At 54.5% G+C, this 25,021-nt stretch carries 22 protein-coding genes; 10 read left to right on the top strand and 12 right to left on the bottom strand.

Features of this window, described 5'->3' with window-relative positions; translation table 11 throughout:
• The first annotated feature begins 285 nt into the window (after positions 1-285).
• The 4 genes from BN2684_RS18460 (at position 286) to BN2684_RS18445 (ending at position 4,511) form a co-directional block, all read left to right on the top strand.
• Positions 286-771, top strand: a complete 486-nt coding sequence (locus BN2684_RS18460) for a DinB family protein (protein WP_058303592.1) — start codon at positions 286-288, stop codon at positions 769-771.
• Positions 758-2,608: a copper amine oxidase N-terminal domain-containing protein gene (locus BN2684_RS18455; RefSeq protein WP_058303591.1), complete on the top strand. Its 1,851-nt coding sequence runs from the start codon at positions 758-760 to the stop codon at positions 2,606-2,608. Before BN2684_RS18460 ends, BN2684_RS18455 begins: the two co-directional genes overlap by 14 nt.
• 329 nt (positions 2,609-2,937) lie before the next feature.
• Positions 2,938-3,426: an RNA polymerase sigma factor gene (locus tag BN2684_RS18450; RefSeq protein ID WP_058303590.1), complete on the top strand. Its 489-nt coding sequence runs from the start codon at positions 2,938-2,940 to the stop codon at positions 3,424-3,426.
• Entirely contained in the window at positions 3,423-4,511 is a 1,089-nt protein-coding gene (locus BN2684_RS18445) for a hypothetical protein (RefSeq protein WP_058303589.1), read from the top strand. The genes BN2684_RS18450 and BN2684_RS18445 overlap by 4 nt, the downstream gene beginning before the upstream one ends.
• A gap of 240 nt (positions 4,512-4,751) precedes the next feature.
• Here the strand turns inward: BN2684_RS18445 and larB are convergent, their stop codons facing one another.
• The 8 genes from larB to BN2684_RS18405 all read right to left on the bottom strand — a co-directional run bounded on the left by larB (position 4,752) and on the right by BN2684_RS18405 (position 12,062).
• Positions 4,752-5,498 carry a nickel pincer cofactor biosynthesis protein LarB gene (larB, locus tag BN2684_RS18440; protein ID WP_058303588.1) on the bottom strand — a complete coding sequence of 249 codons (747 nt, stop codon included), beginning with the start codon at positions 5,496-5,498 and terminating at the stop codon, positions 4,752-4,754.
• Positions 5,499-5,504: 6 nt separating this feature from the next.
• Positions 5,505-6,320: an ATP-dependent sacrificial sulfur transferase LarE gene (gene larE, locus BN2684_RS18435; RefSeq protein ID WP_058303587.1), complete on the bottom strand. Its 816-nt coding sequence runs from the start codon at positions 6,318-6,320 to the stop codon at positions 5,505-5,507.
• Positions 6,298-7,674 (bottom strand): nickel pincer cofactor biosynthesis protein LarC, encoded by a 1,377-nt coding sequence (gene larC, locus BN2684_RS18430; protein ID WP_058303586.1) that lies wholly within the window; start codon positions 7,672-7,674, stop codon positions 6,298-6,300. The genes larE and larC overlap by 23 nt, the downstream gene beginning before the upstream one ends.
• 150 nt (positions 7,675-7,824) lie before the next feature.
• Positions 7,825-8,550, bottom strand: coding sequence for an energy-coupling factor ABC transporter ATP-binding protein (locus BN2684_RS18425; RefSeq protein ID WP_058303585.1), 726 nt, complete (start codon positions 8,548-8,550; stop codon positions 7,825-7,827).
• 12 nt (positions 8,551-8,562) lie between these two features.
• Entirely contained in the window at positions 8,563-9,420 is an 858-nt protein-coding gene (locus BN2684_RS18420; protein ID WP_058303584.1) for an energy-coupling factor transporter transmembrane component T family protein, read from the bottom strand.
• Entirely contained in the window at positions 9,413-10,396 is a 984-nt protein-coding gene (gene cbiM / locus BN2684_RS18415; RefSeq protein ID WP_058303583.1) for a cobalt transporter CbiM, read from the bottom strand. Before cbiM ends, BN2684_RS18420 begins: the two co-directional genes overlap by 8 nt.
• Positions 10,397-10,418: 22 nt before the next feature.
• A complete protein-coding gene (locus BN2684_RS18410) occupies positions 10,419-11,576 on the bottom strand; it encodes an aldo/keto reductase (RefSeq protein ID WP_058303582.1) in 1,158 nt (385 codons plus the stop codon).
• A 93-nt stretch (positions 11,577-11,669) separates the two neighbouring features.
• A complete protein-coding gene (locus BN2684_RS18405) occupies positions 11,670-12,062 on the bottom strand; it encodes a MerR family transcriptional regulator (protein WP_058303581.1) in 393 nt (130 codons plus the stop codon).
• Between the two features lie 167 nt (positions 12,063-12,229).
• Between BN2684_RS18405 and BN2684_RS18400 the strand changes: the two genes are divergently transcribed.
• The 3 genes from BN2684_RS18400 to BN2684_RS18390 all read left to right on the top strand — a co-directional run bounded on the left by BN2684_RS18400 (position 12,230) and on the right by BN2684_RS18390 (position 16,295).
• On the top strand, positions 12,230-14,158 hold the full coding sequence (locus tag BN2684_RS18400) for a DEAD/DEAH box helicase (protein ID WP_082652068.1): 1,929 nt from the start codon (positions 12,230-12,232) through the stop codon (positions 14,156-14,158).
• Positions 14,155-15,126, top strand: coding sequence for a YqhG family protein (locus BN2684_RS18395; RefSeq protein ID WP_058303580.1), 972 nt, complete (start codon positions 14,155-14,157; stop codon positions 15,124-15,126). Before BN2684_RS18400 ends, BN2684_RS18395 begins: the two co-directional genes overlap by 4 nt.
• 161 nt (positions 15,127-15,287) lie before the next feature.
• Positions 15,288-16,295, top strand: coding sequence for a hypothetical protein (locus BN2684_RS18390; protein WP_058303579.1), 1,008 nt, complete (start codon positions 15,288-15,290; stop codon positions 16,293-16,295).
• Between the two features lie 204 nt (positions 16,296-16,499).
• Here the strand turns inward: BN2684_RS18390 and BN2684_RS18385 are convergent, their stop codons facing one another.
• The gene (locus tag BN2684_RS18385) at positions 16,500-18,200 is read right to left on the bottom strand and encodes a molecular chaperone HscC (protein WP_058303578.1); all 1,701 of its coding nucleotides are present in this window, start codon (positions 18,198-18,200) and stop codon (positions 16,500-16,502) included.
• Between the two features lie 224 nt (positions 18,201-18,424).
• Between BN2684_RS18385 and BN2684_RS18380 the strand changes: the two genes are divergently transcribed.
• Together BN2684_RS18380 and BN2684_RS18375 are read left to right on the top strand one after the other, a co-directional pair.
• Positions 18,425-20,314, top strand: coding sequence for a J domain-containing protein (locus BN2684_RS18380; protein WP_058303577.1), 1,890 nt, complete (start codon positions 18,425-18,427; stop codon positions 20,312-20,314).
• A gap of 21 nt (positions 20,315-20,335) precedes the next feature.
• Positions 20,336-21,004, top strand: coding sequence for a DUF1266 domain-containing protein (locus BN2684_RS18375; protein WP_058303576.1), 669 nt, complete (start codon positions 20,336-20,338; stop codon positions 21,002-21,004).
• A gap of 134 nt (positions 21,005-21,138) precedes the next feature.
• Here the strand turns inward: BN2684_RS18375 and BN2684_RS18370 are convergent, their stop codons facing one another.
• Positions 21,139-21,324, bottom strand: a complete 186-nt coding sequence (locus BN2684_RS18370; RefSeq protein ID WP_058303575.1) for a YqzE family protein — start codon at positions 21,322-21,324, stop codon at positions 21,139-21,141.
• A 161-nt stretch (positions 21,325-21,485) separates the two neighbouring features.
• Positions 21,486-23,198, bottom strand: a complete 1,713-nt coding sequence (gene argS / locus BN2684_RS18365) for an arginine--tRNA ligase (RefSeq protein ID WP_058304621.1) — start codon at positions 23,196-23,198, stop codon at positions 21,486-21,488.
• A 282-nt stretch (positions 23,199-23,480) separates the two neighbouring features.
• On the opposite strand from argS, the gene BN2684_RS18360 reads away from it, so the two are divergent.
• A complete protein-coding gene (locus BN2684_RS18360) occupies positions 23,481-23,993 on the top strand; it encodes a PH domain-containing protein (protein WP_058303574.1) in 513 nt (170 codons plus the stop codon).
• A 129-nt stretch (positions 23,994-24,122) separates the two neighbouring features.
• On the opposite strand, the gene BN2684_RS18355 is transcribed toward BN2684_RS18360, so the two are convergent.
• Positions 24,123-25,019: an Rgg family transcriptional regulator gene (locus BN2684_RS18355; RefSeq protein WP_058303573.1), complete on the bottom strand. Its 897-nt coding sequence runs from the start codon at positions 25,017-25,019 to the stop codon at positions 24,123-24,125.
• Positions 25,020-25,021: the final 2 nt, after the last annotated feature.

The raw sequence follows: 25,021 nt of genomic DNA, 5'->3' as shown, positions 1-25,021 counted from the left end.
GTCCCCTCCAGATGTAGTGACAAAATCCATTATACCTCACAACATTTTGTGTTACGAGTGGGCAAGGAATCATTTTTCCGGCAAAAACCGTCAGAAGCGGCTCCTGTTTGTCCCTTTCTCTTCCACTCTCGCATTTTTTCAATTTTCGTGAAAAAGTCAGTTCTCTTATCTTACCGCAACCGGCAGATCGATTTCCATCCCCTCACAACAAGGAATTTCTGGTTGACGGCGCGAATAGTTCCAAGAAGCAAATCGACATCAACTATGGGAGGATCAGCATAATCAATGAATAAATCCAAACAAGAATTGATTGAAACGATGAACGTATGGCCCCGACGAGCTGAAGAATGGAAGCAGGTTAGCGAGGACAAGTGGAGAAAACCCCTGGAACCCGGCAAATGGTCCGCTGCCGAAGCGGTGGCTCATCTCTTAAAATGGGACGAATATTTCCTGGAACGGGCAGTTCGTCCGGCGGTAGAGCAAGGTCTCATCACGCTGGAAAACACCGACTTTAACGATTTCAACCAGAAAGCCGCTGCATACGGCACGACAACCGAGCCGCGAAAGCTGCTGGAGGAAGCGATCGCTGCCCGCGAGGGTATTCTCACCCTTCTCGACCGCCTGCCGGACGAGCTGTTCCTGCCGGAGCAAGGGTACTTGGACGAAGCTGGACACCGCTTTGATATCGAAGAATACATCGTGGATTTTGCTTCGCATGACCACCACCACATGAGCCAAATAGAGGCGAGTCTGAACCGTGCCGAGGAATAAAAGCAAGAAGAAACCCCTGCTGCTTGCGCTGCTCGCCATCACGCTCCTCGTTCCCGCACCCTATTCGTACGGTGCCGCCGCCTACACAAACACCGAAATTACGGTTACGCAGGGTGGCATTGCGATCCAGATTGACGGGAAGGCTTTGAAGCTGAGCGATTCAGCCCGCCTTCCTTTTGTCTACCAAGGAACCACCTATCTGCCTGTCCGTTCGATAGCGGAAGCATTTGGCAAGAACGTTGCATGGGATGCCAAAACCTCCACCTTGTCGCTCTCGGGGAACAAGACGTTATCGGAGTCAGACGATTGGTATGATTACTATTATCGGGAAACCAAGAAATTGTCGGTCTCCTTCCTCCCTCTGTCGGTCCAAATTGATGGCAAGCTGGCCGCTTCCTCGCTACCTGCCATTCTCACGAACGGTACGACTTATTTGCCAATGCGGGCGATGGCGGGGCTGCTTGGGGTAGAGCTGGAATGGGATGCGGCGAACTCCACGGTCTATCTGTACAATCCGATCGCGCATGTCCAAACCGTTCGGATGGCAGCTCCCGCTTCCCTGTTGAGCACCATTGACAGAGGATCAGACTTTCTCTCCTCCTACAGCAACCTGACGCCATCCGTCGCTTCAGTTGTGGATGCTGCGGGAGCCGTTCATGTCGCATGGGTGGATAGCGACAAGCTGCCTCGGCTTCATCTTGATACCTACGACTCCACTTTGCGGAAACTGTCCTCCTTCAGCCTGGCGATGGAAATGCCGCTCTTCGGCTCCTTCACGCTGGATGAGCAGGGGAATGTCTATGTCCTCTGTGGCAAAAGGATGGAGGAAAACGAATCCGCCCTGCCGAGCGTGAAGATCAGCAAATATTCACCAGAGGGGACCAAGCTTGGGGAGACCGCTTTTGAGGCGGGCAAGCAAAGCGCCAAGGGAACCAAAGAACCGTTCAACTTCGCGAATGCCAAGCTTCGCTGCCAGAACGGACTGGTCGTCGCCTTTTTCGGTCGCGTGATGTTCCAGTCTGGAGATGGATTGAACCATCAATCCTCTACGGCCTTATATGTGAACGCAGCAACGATGCAGGAGGTCACCCTGCCGATTCCCTATTCCAGTCATTCGTTCGATCAGGATATTCTGTTCGACGGAGACAACCTGATTTTTGCAGAACGCGGCGATGTGTACGACCGGGGATTCACCCTGACCAAGGTCAATCGGCTCCTGAACAAGCTGGACAGCGTCACTCCCTTTTCCTTCAAGAATGGAACCGCCGCTTATCAGTTGACCTTCTCCGAGCTCGGAGGAATCGCTTCGGCGAGCAACGGTTACGTGCTCGTAGGCTCTTCGGAAAAGACGATGAGTGCCAGCAAGGCGGGCAGCCATCACAACGAATCGCGGAACCTGTTCCTGCAGCTCGTCTCCAAGCAATTCGAGAACGGCAGCGAGCCGGTTCTATCCAAGGGAGACACTCAGGAGTTCCATGTGTCCGTTCACGGATGGGACTATACGGCTTCGAACAAGGGCGTTGTTTGGCTGACTGATTACAAAGAGAAGGCGTTCGAAAATGCGGCGCATCCGAAAGTGACCGCTCTGGGCGGAGACCGCTTCTTGATCCTCTGGGAGAAGATGGGGGCGACCAAAGCGAACCCCGAACTCTTGACCTATCTCACGACCTTTTACATGATCGTCTCCTCGGACGGATCGGTGATTAGTCCCGCCAAGGAAATTCGCGGAGCGCGGCTCAACATGGGCGATTCGGTTACATACCGGGACGGTAGCGTCTACTGGGCGTCAACCAACGACCGTGGGTTAGTCGTCTATAAGCTTACAGATGTGGATTGAGATAGGAAGCCCGGGTTCATAAGAGTAAAGGGAGCTTGTCTTCCTTCTATAATCCGATTAAGGACTGAATCGGCTGGGGACGAGCTTTGAGTGAAGTTCAAACGAATCAATCCACACATTCCACCATCAACACCAACAGCCAAGACATAACGCTAAGTTGTGGGAAGTTCAAACGAGTCCCTCTAACTGGTGTTTCGCACTAGGTATGTTTGCATGACGGGTCAGCCGGTTTCCGGTTGGCCTTTTTCATGTGATAATTTTTCTTATGGTAAAATGTGACCAAATGAGCCTCCCGTTCGTGTTCAGGTTGTAAAGGAGGGCAACGCGCGATGCATGTTGAGACGTCCCGGCCGGACGAGCGCTTTTCCGAGAAATATGAAGCTTACGGCACCATGCTCTTCAGGATCGCCATGGTCTATCTGGGGAATCGGGCCGATGCGGAGGAAGCGGTGCAGGACACGTTCCTGAAGCTGCTGTACAAAGCTCCCGCCTTTCACGATCCCGGTCACGAGAAGGCCTGGTTGATTCGCGTCATCACGAACCACTGTAAAACCTTGCGGAGCAGCCTGTGGAGCCGCCGCGTAGACAAACGGGAGAACCTTGACCATTACGAAGGCAGCGCTGCCGACCGGCAGGTGCTGGAGCAGGTGATGCAGCTGCCGTTTCGTTATAAAACGGTCGTCTATCTGCATTACTACGAGGATTATCCGGTAAAGGAGATCGCCGATATGCTGAAGATCGGAGTCTCCGCTGTCAAAATGCGGCTTAAGCGCGGAAGAGAGCTGCTCCGGCTCGAACTGGAGGAGGAAGACCTATGAAAAAAGAAGACTTGAAACACTCCATAACCGGCATTCAACCATCTGTAGATTTGAAAGCTCGAATCGAACGCTCCGTGATGAATGTGGCAGACGGCACGCTGCAGGGAGATCGTTCACAAACTAGGGTCAGCCCACCTAAGGGCCGCGCACCGCTTGAGGGCAAAAGCCGTGCTCCCTTCGCCGCAGCGGCTGCCGGCATTGTGCTCGTTGCAGCCGTCGGCATCGGCTTCTCCGCCTGGGATTCGAAGAAGAGTGCCGAAGGGAATCCGCCAGTTGCGGCTGTTTCTCCCTCCGCTGTAGGCACCATAGGGCCGGGAGCATCCACACCTGCAAATAGTCTAGACAGCTCCCAAACGGCTCCGGTATCGGGAGCTGTCACCCTGCCCAAGATCAAGCTTCCCGAAAACAGCGGGGTCTTGATGGACATGATCGGCCTATTCGTCTACAAAGGGCACATTTATACCCAAGCGGGTACGAAAATCGCCCCCGAGCTGGCAGAAACGCTTCGCGGGGAGAAGCTTGGCCGAACCAAAGGCGGCATCGACGAATGGAGCAAGCAGGAGGACTACGCGACCGAGTTCGCAGCGACGATCGGCGAGACGGACATCTACACCGTCAAGGGCTATGATCCCGGCTTCCGGCTGATGGGTTATCAGATGCTGGACGGTCAAGTCTATGCGGAGCTGTATGAGAATCTGAATGACCGGGTGATTTCGTCCGGAGCTGACCTGTTCGATCTGCTGCAAGTGAAAGGCCGGGTGGCTTCCGCGGACTATCTGCCTTTTGACAGCTGGAACAACGGCATCGAGAAGCTGATCCCTTTGACGAACCAATCCGGCGTCGATGCGTTCGTAGATGCCTTGTATTCGGCGAAGCCTCTTGAGAAAATGCCGCTCGTGGAGGCAGGACTCTACGACAACGAAGCCGATCAGGCTTTCCTGCGGCTGCACATGAAGGACGGCTCCGAGGTTGAGCTGCGCTTGTTTAAGCCGGGATATGTCTCCTACGGTATGGCAGACGTTATCTTTCAAGTGGATGCGTCCGTATTCGATAAAGTGTGGAATGAGCTTCAAGCTCTGAATTGATACTTGGGCTGGGAACAAAAAGGAGCGAATGAAGCGCAGCAATTCCGTCTGCATGATTCGTTCCCTTGCTACCGTCCAGCCAATCAAAAGGGGCAGTTAAAAGCAGGCGAAATCTGCTTTTGAACTGCCCCTTTTGTTATCCGGAATAGATCTTTGATCCTTCCTAGCTACGGATGGCATAGGCTCCAATTGACCATCTCGCCGAAACCGAAGCCGAGAAGTTCCTCCCTGCTCGCTTCCTTACAGCTTGTTGATCATGCTTGCGCAGCAGGCGGCGCCGTACCCGTTGTCGATGTTGACCACGCTCACGCCGCTCGCGCAGCTGTTGAGCATGGACAGCAAGGCGGACAAGCCGCCGAAATTCGCGCCATAACCTACGCTGGTCGGAACGGCGATTACGGGTTTCTCGACCAGCCCGCCCATGACGCTGGCGAGAGCGCCTTCCATCCCGGCGACGACCACGACGACCTTGGCGCCACGGATGACGTCGAGACGAGCGAACAGCCGATGGATGCCAGCCACGCCGACATCTGTGATCTTCTCGACGCGGTTGCCGAGTATGCGGGCCGTCTCGACCGCCTCCTCGACGACCGGCAGGTCGGAGGTGCCCGCCGAGACGACGACGATATAGCTTTCCGTCAACTCCTGCGGCTTGCGCCAGATCGTGATCGTCCGACCGAGCGTGTTGTACGCGGCCTCCGGGCAGACCTCTCTCACCGCTTCATACATCTCGATGCTCGCCCGGGTAACGAGGATGTTATTGTCGCGCGTGAGCATGTAACGAACGATCTCCTTCACCTGCTCGACTGTCTTCCCCGCGCCATAGACAACCTCGGGCGCTCCGGTCCGCACCTCCCGATGATTGTCGATGAGCGCCATGCCGAGATCCTTGAACGGCAGGTCCTCCAGATCGCCCAAGGCGTCCTCAATCTCGACCTCGCCTGTGCGGACGGACGTCAACAGCTTGCGGAGCGCTTCCTTATCCATTGTGCGTCACCCTGTTACCCCGACGCCGATCGCAGCGTTCAGGCTGCCCGTCTTGTAGCCCGCCAGATCGAGGGAAACGTAGCGGAAGCCGAACTCCTTCAATTTCTCCGAGATCTGGTCCATAAGCTCCTCGTCGAACAGACGGCTGCGGTCGCTCCGTCCTACTTCGATGCGAGCCAGATCTCCGTGGCAGCGAACGCGGATGGCCCGGAAGCCGAGGTCCATCATGTATGTTTCCGCCCGCTCAATCTTCTCGAAGTCTTCGACCTTCAGCTCGTTACCGTACGGAATGCGAGTCAACAGACAGGCATACGGCGGCTTATCCCAGGTAGGAAGTCCAAGCTCCTTGGACAGGCTGCGAATCTCAGCCTTAGTCAGCTCACAGTCTCGCAGCGGGCTCTTCACGCCTAATTCGCCTAGCGCCTTTAGCCCTGGCCGGTAATCTTGAATGTCGTCGAAGTTGGTTCCATCGATGACATACTTGTAGCCGCCTCTTGCCGCATTTTCCTTGATCATGCTGAACACAGCGGTTTTGCACAGATAGCAGCGATCCTCCGGGTTGAACTTGATCGAATCGATCAAGGGAGCTTCGATGATCTCATAATCTACCCCGAGCTCACCGACAAGCTCCTTCGCCTCTTCGATCTCCCATTTGGGAATGTAGGGGGACAGGATCGTGACTGCCTTCAGGTTGTCTCCGAGCGCTTCCTTCGCTGCCCGCAGCAAGAAGGTGCTGTCCACCCCTCCGGAAAAAGCCAGTACGACCCGGTCAAGCTGCTTCAAATACGTCAACAACGCCTCATACTTCGGGTTCGGATTCATCCAGGTTCACCTCGTAGCTCGTATAGATTTCCCGATAGATCTTGGAGATCGGGACTCCGTTCTCTTGAGCCAGACGCTTGCAATCTTCATACTCCGGCTTGTACTTGACGAGCTTGCCTTCATAATAAGAATTCTTGATCGTCACCTCGCCGTAACGGGTGTTGTGCTTAACGAAGCGACGGTCCAGCATCGCCTTGCCTACCGGGAACTTCCGAACGCCCAGAGAAGTGGTTTCCCGGAAAATCACCTCCAAGACCTCCTTCTCCCGCTTCGAGCTTACGAGCACGCTCAGCTTGACGGCGGGGCGGCCCTTTTTCATGATGATTGGAGTTTTAAATACATCCGATGCCCCGTGGGCAAAAAGCTGTTCCTCCACATACCCGTATAGTTCCGGGTTCATATCGTCGATGTTCGTCTCGAGCAGGATCGGCCCGGGTGCAGACTCCCTCTTCTCTTCTATACGGCCCAAGAATACGCGAAGGACATTGGGGATTTCCAGCTCCCGTGTGCCAAGACCGTAACCCACCGCTTCCATGACAAAATCGGTTTTATCGGTAAATTCGTCTACAACGGCGGCAAGAATGGCTGCGCCTGTCGGCGTCGTCGTCTCGAAGGGAACGAGGCCCGCTTTCACCGGGATGCCCTTAAGAATTTCAACCGTAGCGGGAGCGGGAACCGGAATCAAACCGTGGGCGCAGCGCACGAAACCGCCGCCGACTTGAACGGGAGAAGCCAACACCTTGTCCACTTGGAGATAATCGAGGCAGATCGCCGCGCCGACGATATCGACGATGGAATCGATAGCGCCGACCTCGTGGAAATGAACCTCCTCCAGCGGCTTGCCATGCACCTTCGCCTCCGCGAGCGCCACCTGCATGAAGATCTTCATACTAACTTCCTTGACCGAATCCGAAAGGGAGCTCGCTGCGATAATCCGCTCAATGTCACGCACGTTGCGGTGATGGTGATCGTGGCTGTGATCATGTGTGTGGGAATGGGCATTCAAGTGGTCATGGTCATGCTCATGGGCGTGTGTATGACTGTGCTCATGCTCGTGAGAATGCGCCGATACCATCTTGAAGCGGCTTCCCGCCTGCAGAGGCTTCACGGCTATCGGCTTCACACGTTCATGGGAAGCTTCCGTGTGACCGCCGCCCGTCAGCAGGACATCGACTTTGGTGCCGCTGATTCCCTTTTTCAAGGCCTTGGCAATGCGGACTTCGAACTCTCCCTGCAGATTGAGCTTGGCAATCTCCCGTAGGAAGTAGTCGGGATCGACTCCGGCGTCGATGAGCGCACCCAGGTTCATATCCCCGCTGATGCCTGCGAAGCAATCATAATAGAGAATCTTCATTGGTTATCTCCTATCGTTCAAACTTAGCCCACGCTGCCGATCCGTATCGATCAGAGCGTATCTTCGAACCTATGATTTGATCGAATCATGGATGAGCATGGCCTGAACCGATATCGTAAATCGGCATGAAATCGGGTTCGAAGATACGCTCTACATGATATTGTGCTGCTTCAAGAAAACCGAGTCGCTCATAACCCGTTCCGCTTCATCGTCTCTCACCAGCCGGTGATCCTCGGTTAGGACGACCGCACGCCGGAAGATCCCCTCCACATAAGCAAAATCATGAGTAGCAGCAACAATGGTCTTGCCGCTGGCATGCAAACGCAGCAAAAGCTCTCTCAAGAAGGCTTTCCCCTTCGGATCGATCCCGTTCATCGGTTCGTCCAAGACCAGCACATCTGGGTTCATGGCCAGGACGGCCGCGATCGCTACCCGCTTTTTCTCACCGCCGCTCAAGTTCCAGGGATGTTCACCGCGAAGCTTCTTTATCTGCAAAAGCTCCAGGCAATCCTCGACTCTCCGATTCACGTCCGACTCCGCCAGTCCCATCTGATGTGGTCCGAACGCGATCTCTTCCTGAACGCTGGAGCAGAACAGCTGGGTATCCGGGTTTTGAAAAACAAAGCCGATCCGCTGATGAAATCTCCGAGAGAACGCGACATCCTTGAGCTTGTCTTCCGTGATCTCCTCGGAATCAAATCGGTAACGGCCTCGGCTCGGAAAAAGCAGCCCGTTCATGAGCTTAAAGAGAGTCGATTTCCCGCTGCCGTTCGGACCGATGAAGGCCACGGCCCCGCCTTGCTCAATCCTCAAAGTAATCCCATCGAGCGCGAACTTACCCCGATACTGATAGGAAACGTCTTGCAAATCCAGCATCCTTTTTCTCCTTCACCAAACCCAATAGAGGACGGCGATGCCAAAGAGACTCGCCATGTAGATCCCTTCGACTAAACGGAATTTGCTTCCCCCCGAATCCGCCCGATAAACTCCAACAAAGCCGCGGCATTCCATCGCATCCGCCATCTCCTCGCTCATCCGCGCACTGTTCAGGAACAAGCTCCCCATGATTCCGGTCAGCGACCGATATGTTCCGCGAGGTGTTCCAACCCTTCTCAGCTTCAACGCCTGCAGAAGAGCGAAGCCGAGTTCCCCGAGCAGCAGGATCGAACGGAATGCCATCTCAAGAATCCAGATCAGCATGTCGGGCAAGTACAACCCTTTCAAACCTCGGATCAGCTCGCTCCAGCTGCCATCCATGAGAAGAAGCCTTACCGCGAGGAGGCTTGTCGCCATTTTCAGCACGAGGAGAAGGCTGTTCATCCCGTTTCCGTGGAGGATAGCCGGAACGAGCGCTACGAGCATCGCCAATGGAAAAAGGAGACAGAGCGCCAGCTCCCGACCCCCTTTCCGGAGCCGTTTGCTCATTCGTTCCCCATACCCAGGTGAACCGCTGCTTTCTTCTTCTCCATTCTCGAACCTTCCGCTTTTCCACCAAAGCATCCAGAGTCCAATTCCATCCAGAACCAGCAGGAAGGGAAATTGCCTTGTTAAAGCGATCAGGATCAAAAGAATCAGAGCTCCCAGAATTCGCAACGAAGGCCGAACTTCAAAGAAGGCTCGCCGTTCCCCCCGGCTGCGAATAACGGTGAGCCCCCGAAGAAACGAAAGCAGGCTCTTGTCAAGGAACTTGTCCCGTTCCTTAGGCGGGTTGTAATTCTCGGGGACGTACAGCCAATCCTCACTCACGCGATTCATCCGTCTTCGCGGTGGACAGCTTGCCCGCGAGCCAAATCATCAAGCCGATCAACAGGACGCCGATCACACCGGACATCAGGTACCCCGCAATTTGATGGATCCCCGTCAAGGAATAATCGGTGAAGGGTGCCCTCCAATTCATGCCACTCTTCATCCCTTGAGGGATAAAACCGAGCAGGCTCCGGATTTCATCCGTCCCCCATTCTCCCCAAGCCGTTCCTGCAGCCAGGAGGCCAAGCGGGGTAAGCGCGAGGAGACCGCCGAGGTAGAGATACGCTGTTTTAAGCGACTTACGGCTGCCTTCATAGAGAAAATCGGGAGATGCCTTGCTCACGTACCGGTACACGCCCGCCGTTACCAGCCCCTCCACGATTCCGATGACCAGCAGATGTGGGATCATCATGGCCGGGATGGCGACATCCAAGCCGTAAGGTCCGTACAGCGGCAACCCCGCCTTGTCCGTAAAGAGCAAGGGTTGAATGCCGAACTCCAATGAAGTCAGGAAAGCTGCGGCGTTGAGAGAGACGTAACCGGCAATAAAAGCTGCGATTGACTTGCGTTTTGGCCCAGCATTCCGTCCGCCAATCAGCTTGAACAGCCCGTATGCGATCAGCGGCATCGCGAACGCCATGTTGAAGCAGTTGGCTCCGAAGGCGAGAATTCCGCCGTCTCCGAACACGAGCGCTTGGATGGCCAGCGCGACCGAGGTGGAGATGACCGCGAAGGCGGGTCCCCACAGAATCGCAGCTAGAGCGGCTCCTACTGCATGTCCGCTTGTTCCGCCGGGCAGAGGCAAGTTCACCATCATGATCAGAAAAGAAAAGGCGGCCCCGACTCCGATATAAGGAATCTTCTTACGTGACAGCTCTCGCTTCACTCGTCCGCCTGCCCAGCCCCAGACAGGCAGCATCGCGGCGGCTAGAACCGCGCAAGTGGACGGGCTCAAGTAATGATCGGGAATATGCATGAAGCCCTCCTCTAATTCGCGCTTAAGCGAATACTTCGACTACATGCTTTAGCTCCTCGATAATCGAGAGATTTTGCGGGCAGTGCTCCTCGCAGGTGCCGCATTCCACGCACATCGAAGCGCTGTGTTCTTCCTCCATGCGGGACGTATAGGCACTCTTGAGCCCCTGCTTCTGTCTATCGTTGTCGAGGAAGTAATATTCGTTGATGAGAGAAAAGTTGCCGGGAATGTTGACGCCGGCCGGACAAGGCATGCAGTAGGCGCAAGCGGTGCAGTTGACCTTCATCCGGCGGAAAGCGTCTCTGGCTTCGCCGACGATCTCCAGCTCTTGCTGGTTCAGCGAGTTCGGCTCGGCAACGCTAGCGATCTTCAGGTTTTCGACGACCTGCTCCATCGTGCTCATGCCGCTGAGGGTGACGGCCACATTCGGGTTGTTCCACACCCAGCGAAGTGCCCATTCGGCGGGAGTCCGCTTCGGCTCCGCCTTATCAAAGGCGGCTTGAACGCCGTTAGGGACGTCGCGCACAAGCTTCCCTCCGCGCAGCGGCTCCATGACTGCGATGCCGATGCCTTTGGCTGCCGCGTATTCCAAGCCTTCAATCCCCGCTTGATAGTACTCGTCCAGGTAGTTGTACTGCACCTGACAGAAGCTCCAGTCGTAGGCATCGACGATCTCCTTGAACAGGGGGAGCTCATCATGGAAGGAGAATCCCGCATGACGAATACGGCCGTCCTCCATCGCGCGATCGAGGAATTCGCCGACATTCAGCTCCTTCATCGTTTTCCAAGTGCCTGCGTTGAGAGCATGAACCAGATAGAAATCGATGTGATCCGTTTCCAGACGCTCCAGCTGCTCGTTCAGATAACGATCCATATCCTCTCTCGTCTTGATGAGCCATGAAGGAAGCTTCGTGGCGATCATCACCTTGTCCCGATAGCCGTCCTTTAACGCTCGGGCGACGAACGGCTCGCTTGCTCCGCCCCCTCCCATTCCGTCTCCATGGTAGGGATAAGCCGTATCCACATAGTTGACGCCATTGTCAATGGCATGCCGCAGCATGGCGATCGCTTTCTCGTCGTCGATATTGCGGGCAATGCCGTCCAGCACCGGAAGCCTCATACAGCCGAAGCCGAGAACGGACACCTGTTCGTTGGTTTTACCATACGTACGATATAACATCGATGATTCCCCCTGATAAAATTTGTGACATTTTTCACATTGAAAGGCGTGATCTAGTACGAAGTTGATCTCTCGATCGATCGGCGCTTGGTCTCAACCGAGCTTTTTCACAGCAGCTGCTTCCGTCTCTCGAACGAGTCTCTCGTACCATTCCGTTTTATGCGTGATTTTTTGCAGGAATCCGTCCATTTCCTCCATTTTCTTCTCGGTCAGCTGCTTGTGCTCCTGAAGGATCTGCAGGCGCTCTCTCATGGTGTGGTCTCCGAGAAAGGCAAGCTCGGCAAAATGCTTCACCTGAGCCACCGGCATTCCGGTATCCCGCAAGCAGCAGATAAAATGCAGCCACTCCATATCTCCCGCCTCAAACATCCGGTTTCCCCGCTCATCCCGCGCAACGGCGGGCATTAGCCCTTCCTGCTCATAATAGCGCAGCGTGTGAACAGTAAGCCCGGACTGCTCGGCAGCTTCTTTGATGGTATAAGCCATCCTTGCTTCCTCCTCTTCGCTTCGGGACATCGAACTCGCCTTCATCTTACACCCTCAAGTGCACTCGAAGTCAACAGGGATTTGATCACACTGGCCAGGCTTTTTGGTTATGAAAATCCTTTCCTTCGACCATACTAATCTCACAAAGCGAAAACGGAGGAACCCCGATGCGCCAACCGGAATCAAGCGCCGTCAGCAAAACCTTGGGCCACGGGCTACCGATCCATTTCGAACGCGATTGGCTCGGCGATCTTCAGAACCGTATGGACCACAATGGCCCCTGGGACAACGCCGCGCTGTTTCAGCTCGCTCTGGAATCCGAGGAAGCTCGTCTCGTGAAATCGTTCGATGATCTGCAATGCCTCTCCCATCTTCCCGGCTTCGCTCCCCTTCCCCATCAAGTCGAAACTGCCCGCAAAGTGCTGTTCGGCATGTGCGGACGCGCCATTCTCGCTGACGAGGTCGGACTCGGCAAAACCATCGAAGCCGGGCTCGTTCTCAAGGAGTATATGATTCGAGGCCTAGTCAAAAAAGCTCTCATTCTCGTCCCTGCCTCTCTCGTGCTGCAATGGGTGCGCGAGCTGAATCAGAAGTTCGGAATCACAGCCAGCGCTCAAAAGAAAGAATACATGTGGGCTACGACCGATGTCATCGTTGCCTCTATGGATACCGCCAAGCGTTCTCCGCACCGGGACGTTGTGTTGGGGTTGGATTACGACATGTTGATCATCGACGAAGCGCACAAGCTGAAGAACAAGAAGACGACAAACTATCAATTTGTCAACGGACTTCGCCGCAAATACTGCCTACTGCTCACCGCTACCCCGGTTCAGAACGACATGGATGAGCTGTACAATCTGATCAATGTCTTGAAGCCGGGCCAGCTTGGGGGCCAAGGAAGCTTTCAGGATAAATTCGTCGTCGAGAAACGTACGCCTAAGAACGAAGGGCTTCTGCAAACGGAGCTGTCCAAAGTTATGATCCGCAACCGGCGCTCGGATGGCGGCGTGGACTTCACGAAGCGGTTGGTGCGGAACATCCCGCTGACACTGACTTCGGATGAACAGGCACTGTATGACGGCGTCACCCGGTTCGTCAAAGAACGTTATGACGAGATGGGTCGTCAGACGGCGAGCGCCTTTACATTGGTCACCCTGCAGCGAGAAGTGTGCAGCAGCCGGGATGCTGTGTTCGTCACCCTCGTTAACCTGTTCAAGAAGCTTCCCGAGGATTCGCCTATGCGGCCGAAGGTGTGGGAGCTTGTCGAGCTGATCCGCGGCATTCAATCGAACAGCAAGGCCGAGAAGGTGATGGAGCTCGTGCAAGCCATTCAAGACAAGGTGATCATCTTCACCGAATATCGCGCTTCTCAAGAATATTTGCTCAAATTTCTCAAGGATCACGGACTGTCCGCCGTTCCCTACCGGGGCGGGATGAACCGGGGCAAGAAGGATTGGATGATGGATCTTTTTCGCGGGCGCGCCCAGGTGCTCGTCGCCACGGAGGCGGGAGGCGAAGGAATCAACCTGCAGTTTTGCCATCACATGATCAACTTCGACCTGCCGTGGAATCCGATGCGGCTGGAGCAGAGAATCGGACGCGTCCACCGGCTCGGCCAGGAGCATGACGTCTGCATCTATAACCTGTCTACCCGAGGAACGATCGAAGAGCATATCCTGAACCTCCTACATGAGAAGATCAACATGTTCGAGCTGGTCATCGGCGGGCTGGATCAAATCCTCGAATCGATGGAAAAGAAAACGGCGCTCGAAAGCGATCTGATGAAGCTCGTCATGGAGGCGGACGGAGAGCAGGATTTGAAAAACCGGTTGAGCCGGTTCGGGGACGGTGTGCTCGCCGTGAGCGGGGCTGAACCCGCTGGCGAAGGGGCAGGCGGAACGAGGAGCAAGGACAAGACCTCTGCATCCAGTCGTAATTCTGCGCTTCGTCGGGAGCGAGAAGCAGCTCCCTCCCGTTCCGCTCCGGTCAAGAGCGGGCTTACATCCTACGGGTTCCTGCCTGACAGCGGCACCGTTGCCGCAGCCGCCATTGACGAAGAGACAACCGTGAGTTCAGCCAAGGAGGTGGATTCATGAACAGCAAGCAAGTGGAGCGCTACATGATTCGCTTCCTTGAAGCCATGAACTGCGTGATTCAGGAGAAGACATCCTCCTCGCTTCTGGTCAAGCTCTCTCCGGAGGCAGACAAGGAGCTCACCGGCCGCTCCTATTATTGGAGCTTCGTCGAGAAGACCGGCGTTCCCGCCGAAACGATGACGATGCGCTTCGTCTTTGATCCGGCAGCGGAAGCGCGGATCGGAACCGTAGCCGCACCAGGTACGAGCGGACTGCCACCGATGGCTGCTCCGCCGGGGATGACATCCCCGCCGACAGCAGCTTCGTCAGCATCCGCGCCGGATTCCATCCTGGGCCGGTATTTCGGAGTCAATCTGCCCCCCATCAGCCGGATTCCAACCGACTCTGTTGTCTTCGGCAGCAGGAGACTGAATCAGATTTTCCAAGTGGCTCAGCAGAAGGGAAGCTGCATCCGCCTGTTCGAGGATACGGGCAAGCCTGCCGCAACGCCCGTTTCCGCTCATCCATGGCTATGCGTCCATTACCGCATCGAGCTGATCTCCGATATGAAGCGGGAAGAACTCCATTCCTTGGGACTTCATCTCGGGACGGGCCAAGTGGTCGAACGGTTCTGGGATATCGCCAAAAAGCGCAAGCTGACTACCCGCATTCCAGCCGGTATTCATCTGCTGCCCGCTAAGTTCACCTTGAACCGTGCCTCAACTCTGCTTGAAGCCTACCTTGAAAAGAAACTGAAAGCTTACGATTATCGCTGGGCGGAGGAAGCTCGCGACAGGTTATCCGAAGAACTGGCGCGGATCGACGGCTTTTATGAGGACTCCTTAAAAGGGCTGGAAGAGGATCAATTGGCCGAAGGGCAGCAGCAGCACACGCTTCGCCGGGAGGAGGCTGAATGGCAGTATGCGCCGCGCATTCACGTATCCGCCGTGAACTGCGCGATATTGCATCTCGTAAGCTTTCAACCCTAATCGTGTGGATACGAGTCGGAGGAGGCGACGAAAGCCGCTAAACCCCGGCATAATCCCGGAAAGAAAACGGCTCTTCGCCACCCACGAATAAACAAACTTCTCCCGGCATAGCTTGTACAATGACAGCATATACAGGAACCTTATGAAATGGCGGTGAACGCTTGAACCGAATCGCAACGGCGGTGTCCCGCACCGCACTCCTCTTAACAGCTGCTCTTATGATCGCAGCCGCTTCGGGAACGGTATCCGTTCCAGGGGCCGCAGCTGCGGCTCCGGACCCAACCGGTTCCTCCGGAGCCGAATCTCCCGTTCCGATCCACGGAGCGACGGTTGACGCCAGAGCATCCTCTACTGCTACGCTGGAACCCTTCCCTTCCGAGTCGGAAAGGAAACGAGAGGAGCGGATCTCCGCTTGGATCGAAGAGCTATCGCGGCAGCCTGGATTTGAAAGCTGGAAGAACGCCGATCACCGGACGGAAGTCCTTGGTCCCGGCACCCATTCCTGGCTTGTCACCATTATCCAGGACAACAAAGAGACCGGATATCTGGTCGCAACATACTCACCCGATGGGGAGCTTGGTTTGGCCGAATATGGCAACGGTCCCTATCCTTTGTTCAGTATGACTACGCTGCACCGCATTCTGGCGCAGCGCGGACTTGTTCTTTTATCCGATTCCTCCGACGTTCTGCATAAGAACTATCTCGGACCTCTCGAAAGCTACTGGATCGTCGAAACAGGCGAAGAGCCGCTATACCTGGATGCCAAATCCGGAGAACGGCTGCCGGAACTGACCGCTCCCTTGCTCCCGCTTCTCTCTCAAGCCGATGATGAGGCGAGCTTATCCTTGCTCAGCGGAGCGAAGCTGATCAAGACCGAATGGCATTCCTCAGAAAGCCCCTCCGATCCTCTCGATGATAGCGGCTGGATGAAGCCAGATGCTCATGCCAAGCATTTTGCCAACGCAGAGGCTCTTCTTCCGATTCTGAGCAAGCAGCCGGTCAACCTGTCCTTCGTCCTGTACGGCGGGCAATGCATCTATCCCTTTGCCGTTAGCGGCTTGCACCTTTGGACGGATGGCACCGCTTATGTCTCCGTTGATCAGGATGGAAGCCGGTTTATCCCTTGGACGGCGGCGGCCCAAGGTAGCTTCTCCCTTCCTTCCCTATAACCCACCATCCGGGTTGTTGGAGACGAAAGGCCTATCGAGAAGACCGCCGTTCCCGTGAAGCCCAATTTGAAGGATGTTTACCTCCACCGCTTCGAATAAACCGACACCCCGGTACTTGAGTTCTCGGCTCAAGTATCGGGGTGTTTGGTTTTGGAACTCAATTTATATTCCGCTGAACAAGAGCCGCTGTGAAGTCGCACCTGATCAGAAATCAGACCATCGGTCCAGCGAATCCAGCTTTTGCTTGAATAGCACGGCCTGCTTCTTGATCTCCTGTTCATTCTGGGAGGCGAGCACGCGTTCAAATTCCAGGATCAAGCTTCCGATGTAATCCCTTTTCTCTCTCAGCGATTCTTCATACAATCGCTCACCGCGCGCCAACAGCAGGCGATTTTCGTTGCGGTCACGCGGATGGATCTTCAGATGCTGCAGCTCCTCCAGACGGGCTTTGATCTGCTCAGGCGTTGACTGACCCGGATTTTTCTCGATGATGACCGTCTTCTTCTCTCCGGTTTTGACCGTTGTCACTTCAACCTCCAGCACGCCGTTGATGTCGTAGGTATACCGGACATCAATGCTCTGTTCCCCGGCCGGTGATGCCGCTACATGGATATCCAAATCCCCGAGATGGATATTATTTTCCACTCTGCGGCTTTCGCCCTGATAAATATCAACCACCAACTGGGTCTGGTTGTCCCGGAGTGTGTAAAAGCGTTCCACCTTGCTTACGGGAATCGGTGTATTTCGTTCGATGATGGGGAGATAATGCCCGCCTTCGTAGTGGTCAGGCCGAATTTGCTTGGATACGCTCGTTCCAAGAGAAAAGGGGCACACATCCGTCAGGATCAATTCCTTTAAGCTCTCCTTGCGTTCCTTGAGAGCCACCTGGACGGCGGCCCCCAATGCGACGGCCTCATCGGGATTGATCTGGGTATAGGGAAGCTTGCCGAACATGCGGCTCACGACGGATTTGATGATCGGCATACGGGTAGCCCCGCCGATGAGAATAACGGCGTCCAAATCCTGCGGAGCGTAAGACGCGTCGCGGAGCGCTCGTTCGATAGGCGTTCGCAGACGCAGGAGCAGCTGGGAAGCCAATTGCTCGTATTGCGTCCGGCTGACAGCCAGCTGCAGGGTCTCTCCCTGGTGCGTCAACATCATTTCTCCCGCAGGCTCCTGCCCCAAAACCAGCTTGCACAGCTCCGCCTGCTTCTTGAGCGCGGACTTTTCTTTGCTGGGCAAGTGCACGTAATCTAATCCGTGTGTCTCGACAAAATGAGCCGTCAGCACCTCCGTGAAATCCTCTCCGCCAAGGTAGTTGTCTCCAGCAATGGACTGCACCTGCATGACGCCTTCAAAAAGCTCCAGGACAGACACATCAAAGGTCCCGCCACCGAGATCGAAGACGAGGAAGCGGGTATCGGATTCTTCCTGATGCAAGCCGTAGGCGATCGCCGCAGCAGTAGGCTCACTGATGAGCCGCTCCACATGAAGGCCGGCGATCGCAGCTGCCCGCAAGGTCGCCTTACGCTGCGCGTCGTTAAAATAGGCCGGCACGCTGATGACCGCCTCATCAACAGGCTCATTCAGATAAGCTTCCGCATCTTCCTTCAAGGAGCGCAGAACGAAGGAAGACAGGTCCTCCGGCGAGAAGGTATGCTCTCCGAGCGAATAATGCTTATCGGTGCCCATAAACCGTTTGAAGGCGGAAGCCGTCAGATGAGGGTGAGTGATCATCCGCTCCTTGGCGATCTGTCCGACGAGAATGTCCTGATTGTCATCGATGCTGATCACGGATGGGGTCAACCGCATCCCCAAGGAATTGGGGATGATGACAGGACCTTCATCGGTCCAATAAGCGACCAGGCTGTTCGAGGTTCCTAAATCGATCCCAATTTTGGCCATATGTTCCCTCTCATTTGAATGGTTGTAGGAGCGTGTTTGCATACACGCTCTAGAAAATATCGGCAAGTTCGCACAATTTTTTGACAGCTTTCACAGAATTCTCATAGCCTTCCGATAAAACTTGGAGAGAGTTCTGTCGATCATGATCATCGTACCACGTTTACATAAAGGCATCAGAGGAATGGAAGCGACAAACCTATCGGGAAAAGTGGAGGGAGCACCTGTTGAGAATTTGGGAAATCCTCGAGATCCATCCTACGGAGGATACGACACAAATACGCAAAGCCTACGCTCGCCTGTTAAAAATCCATCATCCTGAGGATGATCCGGAAGGCTATCAGCAGCTTCGGGAAGCCTTTGACATGGCGATGCGCTTGGCCAAGCAACGATTTCTAACCGATGAGGAGGAAGAAACAGAGAAAGCTGAGATGGAATTCGCAGAAACGGAGAGCGAGGCGACAGAATCGGTGCCTTCTTGGACCCAGCCGCCCAAGCTGCCCCTGCATCTGGAGCCGCAACGACTGTCACCGATCCAACAGGTCGATGCGTTTATGGAGCTGGTTGTTCTTTTGTATGCAGATGTCTCATCTCGAATATCGATCAGCTCATGGACTACGCTGTTAAACCATGAAATCATGTGGGTATTGGAGTGTCAGCGCAGCCTGACTAAGCGGATGCTGTCCTTTCTGAACGAGCATTACTTCCTTCCCGACGAAGTCTGGGTTCTCTTGGATCATGCCTTCGGCATCAAGGAGCTCTTCTCCTCCGATTCGGCATCCTTCCGCAGGGATTACCCCAAAGTGATCGAAGGCCTATCGCGGAACTCCTGGGCGGCCCGATTGAGCGACAAGGAGATCCTTACCATCAGGGGGATCGATCCTGAAGCGCATCTCCGAAACTGCGAGAGCTTTGCATTAGCTTTGTCTGTCCGCGATCTGGAAGCAGCCGAGCGAGCTCTCGCCAATCTGCTCCCCGTTCCGGATAAGAATCCTTCCCTTCTCCGCATGATCATCCTCTTTTACCGTGAGAATGTCGAATGGGAAAAGGCTCTTCAGCTGTGCCGGGAATACATCGATCTCTATCCGGATGATGAGGAAATCCCGCTTTGGCAGGCGGGTCTGCTGCTCGATCTGAGCCGTCCGCAGGAGGCTCTGGATTTGCTCCAGTCGCTTCAACGCACACAGACTGATCCCCCCCTGCTGCTGTCCTTGCTCGGACAATGTTATCTCCGGCTGGAGCAAATCGAGTCTGCCCGCGAGGTATACAGCCGAATGCTCGTGCTGCATCCGGGTGACGCCGATGCCTTTGCCGGGCTGGCCAAGACGGATGCGCTCATTCTGAAGGGGAGGAAGCGCCTGACATCCAAGCGAAAGCTAGCCAGGCAAATCCGAAAGGAATGGGGCAGGCAGTCGCTTGCTGTAACGGTTAAGAACAGTGTGACCTTCTTGGTAAAAAGCGGAGTCCTTCTCTCGCTGATCATCCTGCTGCACATCCTGTTCGCCCTGTCGATCCGTAACAACCTCGATCTATCTGTCAGCGAATATCTCAAGAATACCATTACGAAACCGCAGATCCCGCTCGTTCTAACAGGCGAAGAGCTGAAAGCCGCTCCTCCCGGCACTGCCGTTCGCTTAAAGCTGACAAGCGGTGACTATACGGGCATTATTCGATTGAAGGATAAACTCGAGTTCGGGGTCAAACGACCCTCGTTTATTCTGCAGAATGAAGCAGAAGCAAACGGGACTATAAACGACTTGGAGGGTTTCATTGGGCAGACCAAGATGGACATGACCTCCGTGATCCTGCTGACCAATTACACACAAGCCCTAACTCTGTATGAAACGAAATTCCCTTATGAGGTTGTGGGTGTCGTGCAGGACCCTTCGTCTCCGGAATGGAGAGAGTTCAGGACCTATCAGGATGACCATCTCCAGTTCAGCTATGCTCTCCTCAAAAATACGGTGTTCCTCAACATCCGGGACGAGCTGGAGGGCAGCCAATTTGAGTTGGAACTTCCCGCATCTGCGCAGATTTATATGATCCTTCTCCTCTTTATGTACCTGCTTCTGATCGTGTATTTCAAGAAAAACTGGCGGTTTATCCGTTACAGATAACGAGGATGGAGGGATCATCCCATGTCCCAATCGGTTCCTGGACATAAGATGAATGAGAAGACTTCCGCACATGCTTTACTGGCTTTTATCCCGCAGGGGCCCCTCTCCGATTTCGATAGCTATCATCCCAGACAACTGTTCAGAGACAAGCGTCAACTCGAAAAGGAATTGGAGGCTCTGGCAAAAGTAACCTCTTCCCATGAGCTTAGGGAGCACTTGAAATGGAGAGTTTCGAATGGAATCCGCCGCGAATTCAATACGATCCGTCAGGATCTCGAGCTGCTGACGACTACGGAACGAACGCAAAGGATCGCAGCAGAAACCTCTGAGCCGCTTAGAAGCAAACTGGCCGTTGCCGAATCCTATTTGTGGCGGCTGACTGGTGGAGTGGCGGCGTTTGATGCGAGCTTTATCGTCTATTTCAGTAAGGCCGGCGAGAGGCTCGGCTGGCTGGCAAAGGAAGAAGCTTCGGCAATCATCGAGCAAGCGATCAAGCTTGCCCGCCGTCAATACAACAACTGGTTTGATTATTGTGCCGGCTTTATCGCCGGCATGGAATTTCAAGGTTCACCCCACCCGGCTGACAAAAACGAGCGCGAGCACCGCCTGCGAAGATTGCTGAGCATGTCCGGCAGCCCGTTGAAGGAGGCGTTTTTCCTCGGAGCATACCAGAGGAACGGGCGGCCTTGAAATAATCCCATGCATGAATCCGGACAGCTTGCGTTACGGTGAATCCTATGGTGGAATCCTTCTTCCTGCTCAAATAAACGTACAACCCGGCACTTGAGCTTTCGGCTCGAATGTTGGGTTGTTTTGGTTATCGGCTATTTTCGTTTTCCGCCAAACAAGAGTCGGAGCGAATCCGGAATCATCCCGAACCAACGCACCTTCCAAGGTTCTTTCGGCTTCACCGCTTCCCGTGCGGCCCTCCGTTGTTCTTTCGGCGTATCGATATAGATCACAACTCGCTCCGTAATGTACTTCACGAGATCGTCGCGCTTGGATGCCATCCGCCCACCTCCGTATGCTACCAGTTTTCCCGGACCGCGGAGATTTTATGCCGGATTCTCGCCGTCAGTCCTTTTTAGCAGTAACCAAAAAAGCCTGCCCGATCACGCAGAAGACTGCGTATCTCGGACAGGCTTATTCATTGTCAACATAACCGCGAAGGTTAAATCTTCTCCGGTGTTTCCAACCCGATGAGGCCGAGGCCTGTCGAGAGCGTGATCTGCACGCATTTGACGAGGGCGAGGCGCGAAGCGCGCACAGCCGGATCGTCCACGAGGATCGGGCATTCATGATAGAAGCGGTTGAAGCTCTGTGCGACATCGATCAGATAGCGGCTGATCATGGACGGCTCCAGCTTCACCATCGCTTGCTCGACGCGTTCCCCAAAGCGGGACAGCTCGCGGAGAACACCGATCGCCTCAACATTGAGCAGTTTCGACGCATCGAGGGCACCGCCAACCGGCAGTTCGATTGACTCCCCGCCGTTCGCTTTGCGAAGTACGCTGCAGACGCGAGCGTGCGTGTACTGGACGTAAGGGCCGGATTCGCCTTCGAAGTTGAGCGCCTCTTCCCAGGAGAAGACGACGTCTTTGATCCGGTTTGCATACAGATCGTTGAACACAATCGCGCCGACGCCGACTTGACGGGCGACTTCGTCCTTGTTCGGCATGTTCGGATTCTTGCTCTCAATAATCTCGCGGGTCTTGTCAATGGCTTGCAGAAGCAGATCCTCCAGCTTGATGACGTTGCCTTTGCGCGTGGACAGGCTCATGCCTTCCAGGCTCACACGGCCGAACGGCACATGGGCCATATCCTTCGCCCAATCGTAGCCCATCAGCTCGACGATCTTGAACAGCTGCTGAAAATGTAGATTTTGCGCATAGTCGGTTACGTAGAGAGATTTGACGAAGTCATAGGTTTTCTTCCGGTACAGAGCCGCCGCTACATCGCGGGTATGGTAGAGCGAGCTTCCATCCTTCTTCAGCATGAGGGCGGGAGACATGTTGTACTCCTCCAGACGGACGAGCTTGGCCCCGTCATCCTCTTCGAGAAGGTTTTTCGCGCTCAACTCTTCAATAACGGCTGCCATCTTGTCGTTATAGAAGCTTTCTCCAGCAAAGGATTCGAAGTCCACTCCAAGAAGGTCATAGATCTTCTTAAATTCCTTGAGGCTGATGGAGACGAACCACTTCCACAGGCGGATCGCTTCTTCATCCCCGTTCTCAATGCGGACAAACCAGGAACGCGCTTCTTCTTCGAGATAAGGTTCCTTCTCCGCCTCGTCATGGAACTTCACGTACAGGCGAAGAAGCTCGTCGATGCCGTCGGATTCGACCTTGGCTTCCTCTCCCCAACGGGTATAAGCCACGATCAGCTTGCCGAACTGTGTACCCCAGTCGCCCAGGTGATTGACCCCCACCACGTTGAAGCCGAGAAACCGGTGAATTTTCTTAAGCGAGTTGCCGATGACGGTGGAACGAAGATGACCGATGTGGAACGGCTTGGCGATATTCGGCGACGAGTAGTCGATGACGACCGTCCCGCCCTTGCCGATGTCGCGCGAGCCATAAACCGGACCCGCAGTCAGAATCTCCGCAATCTGCTCGGAGATAAAGCGCGATTTGTCCAGAAAGATATTCAGGTAGCCCGAAACCGAATCGACCCGTTCGAGGGCATCATGCTGAAGCGAATCCTTCAGCCCGTCCGCAATGGCCTGCGGCGATTTACGCAGAGCCTTGCTCAGCTTGAAGCAGGGCAGCGAGAGGTCGCCCATCTCCGGGTTCGGAGGGTATTCAAGCAGTTCCAGAATCGTGTTATCATCCATTCCGTCGAATTGAGCGGCGACCAGGCTGCTCACCAGTTGCTTGTAGCGCATCATCGGTCATTTCTTCCTTTCAATCGTCCTTATAAAATAAAGCACCCCACAGGGGTGCTTAGACGTATGTATGGCACCATGAGACTCCAAATCTCTTTGAAAGCTTACTTCATTCGCCGGTAAAAGTCAAGAATGACGCGGCTTATTTGTGCCCCGACGCTCACACAGGTGTTTGACGTCCGTGTATTCAAGCCCGCGCTTTTTCGTTATAATGGCGGTAGAGTTCGGTGAATACATCAGGAACGGGACGAACAGACCAGAGATCTCGAAGGAGGAATTCAAGTGGCCTTTTGTTCGAATTGCGGGCAAGAGCTTCTGCCCGAAGTCAAATTTTGCTCCAGTTGCGGGACTCAAGTAGGCGGCAAGGAAGCGCAGAGCGACGAGCGCGATACCCCCTCATATTCTTCGGCACCGGCACCGGGATCGGACGAGGAAGCGGTATTGTGGGAAGGCAAGCCTGCCGATTTCGAGGACCGGTTGAAGAATATGGCGCATTTGAACACAACGGACTATACGATCACCAATCAGCGCGTCATCCGTAAGTCGGGCCTTATCGGCAAAAAGGTCGAAGAGATTGAGCTGCTGCGAGTGAAGGACTTGTCGATTCAGCAGTCGGTCCGCGAACGCCTCTTCGGTGTTGGGAACATTACCATCCTATCGGAAGACCCGCGTACTCCGGAGCTTATACTGGAGGATGTCAAGGATGTGCATGAGGTCAAGGACATCATCCGCAAAGCCGTCCGCGAGGAAAAGGCTAGACATCGCATCGTCTATCGAGACGATGTGAATTTCTAACGATATCTCATTTTGAAAAAGAAGAATTGAGCGTCCTTATGAAATCGAGAGATCGAACGGTTCGCTAAGCCGTTCGATCTCTTTTTCGTGCTGCTTCTGCGATCTATCACTGACCCGATAGAATCCTGCTCAACCACGCTTCTCTCGGTGTTCGTTCCCTCGATAGAGAGCAAGAATCTCTTCAAACTCTTCCAGAGCGGCCTTCGCCTCCTGCGGAAATCCGAGCACTTGGAATACCGTGGAGCACTCTTCGGCTGTTTTCCGTCCCTCTTCTTCCCGACCATGGGCTGCACAGTGAATGGCTTCGCAAAGTCGGGCATTCGTCGCTTGATGAAGATAAGCTTTCGAACGAGGTATTTCGCGCAGCCGATTCAGCCATTCATCCCCCTCACTCCTTCTGAGAGTCTCATAGCAATGCGCTATGTAATTGGTAAGCAGGTTGTACATCCTCTCGGGATAACCCGGATACTCCCGATAGCGCTGCAGGCTGCGATAACAGATTCGAATCAACACCTCTTGAGTGCGCTCCTCGAACAGGTAGTAGAACGAGGTGAACAGGTTCGTTTCATCCAGCGTCCAGGATTCTTTATCGATCAAATAGTGAATGAGAAACTGGGTTTCTTTATCGGTGCAAGGTTCGGAAGGCGGAACGGATTCGGGCATCATGTTGTGAAGGAAGGCGCGAGACAAATACGCGACCACCTTGCCGAAATCGGATTTGTCTGCTTGATGAACGCGGTAGATGTCCTCCAGCTGCACCCGGTTTTTCGTATTGGCTGCTTCCGCGAACTGCCGCCACAGAGAAACATTCTCCGGGTTCTGATAACCCCCGCGGATGAATTCAAACTCGTTCCAGCTCAGGCTGAGCCGATCTAGAACCTGGATGAAATCGAAATAATTCAGCATCACCTTGCCTTGCTCAAATGAGATGGCGAAGCTTTTGGAGATGATGCCTGTATAGATTTCTTTTTGTGAAAACCCTTTAGACAAGCGTATGGTGCGAGCCGTTATTCCCGGATGATCCATCC

Origin of the sequence: Gorillibacterium timonense, assembly GCF_001457415.1 — a bacterium.
Lineage (GTDB): Bacteria > Bacillota > Bacilli > Paenibacillales > NBRC-103111 > Gorillibacterium > Gorillibacterium timonense.
The sequence above is the reverse complement of the archived record's forward strand: the minus strand, read 5'-3'. Positions and strand labels throughout refer to the sequence as shown.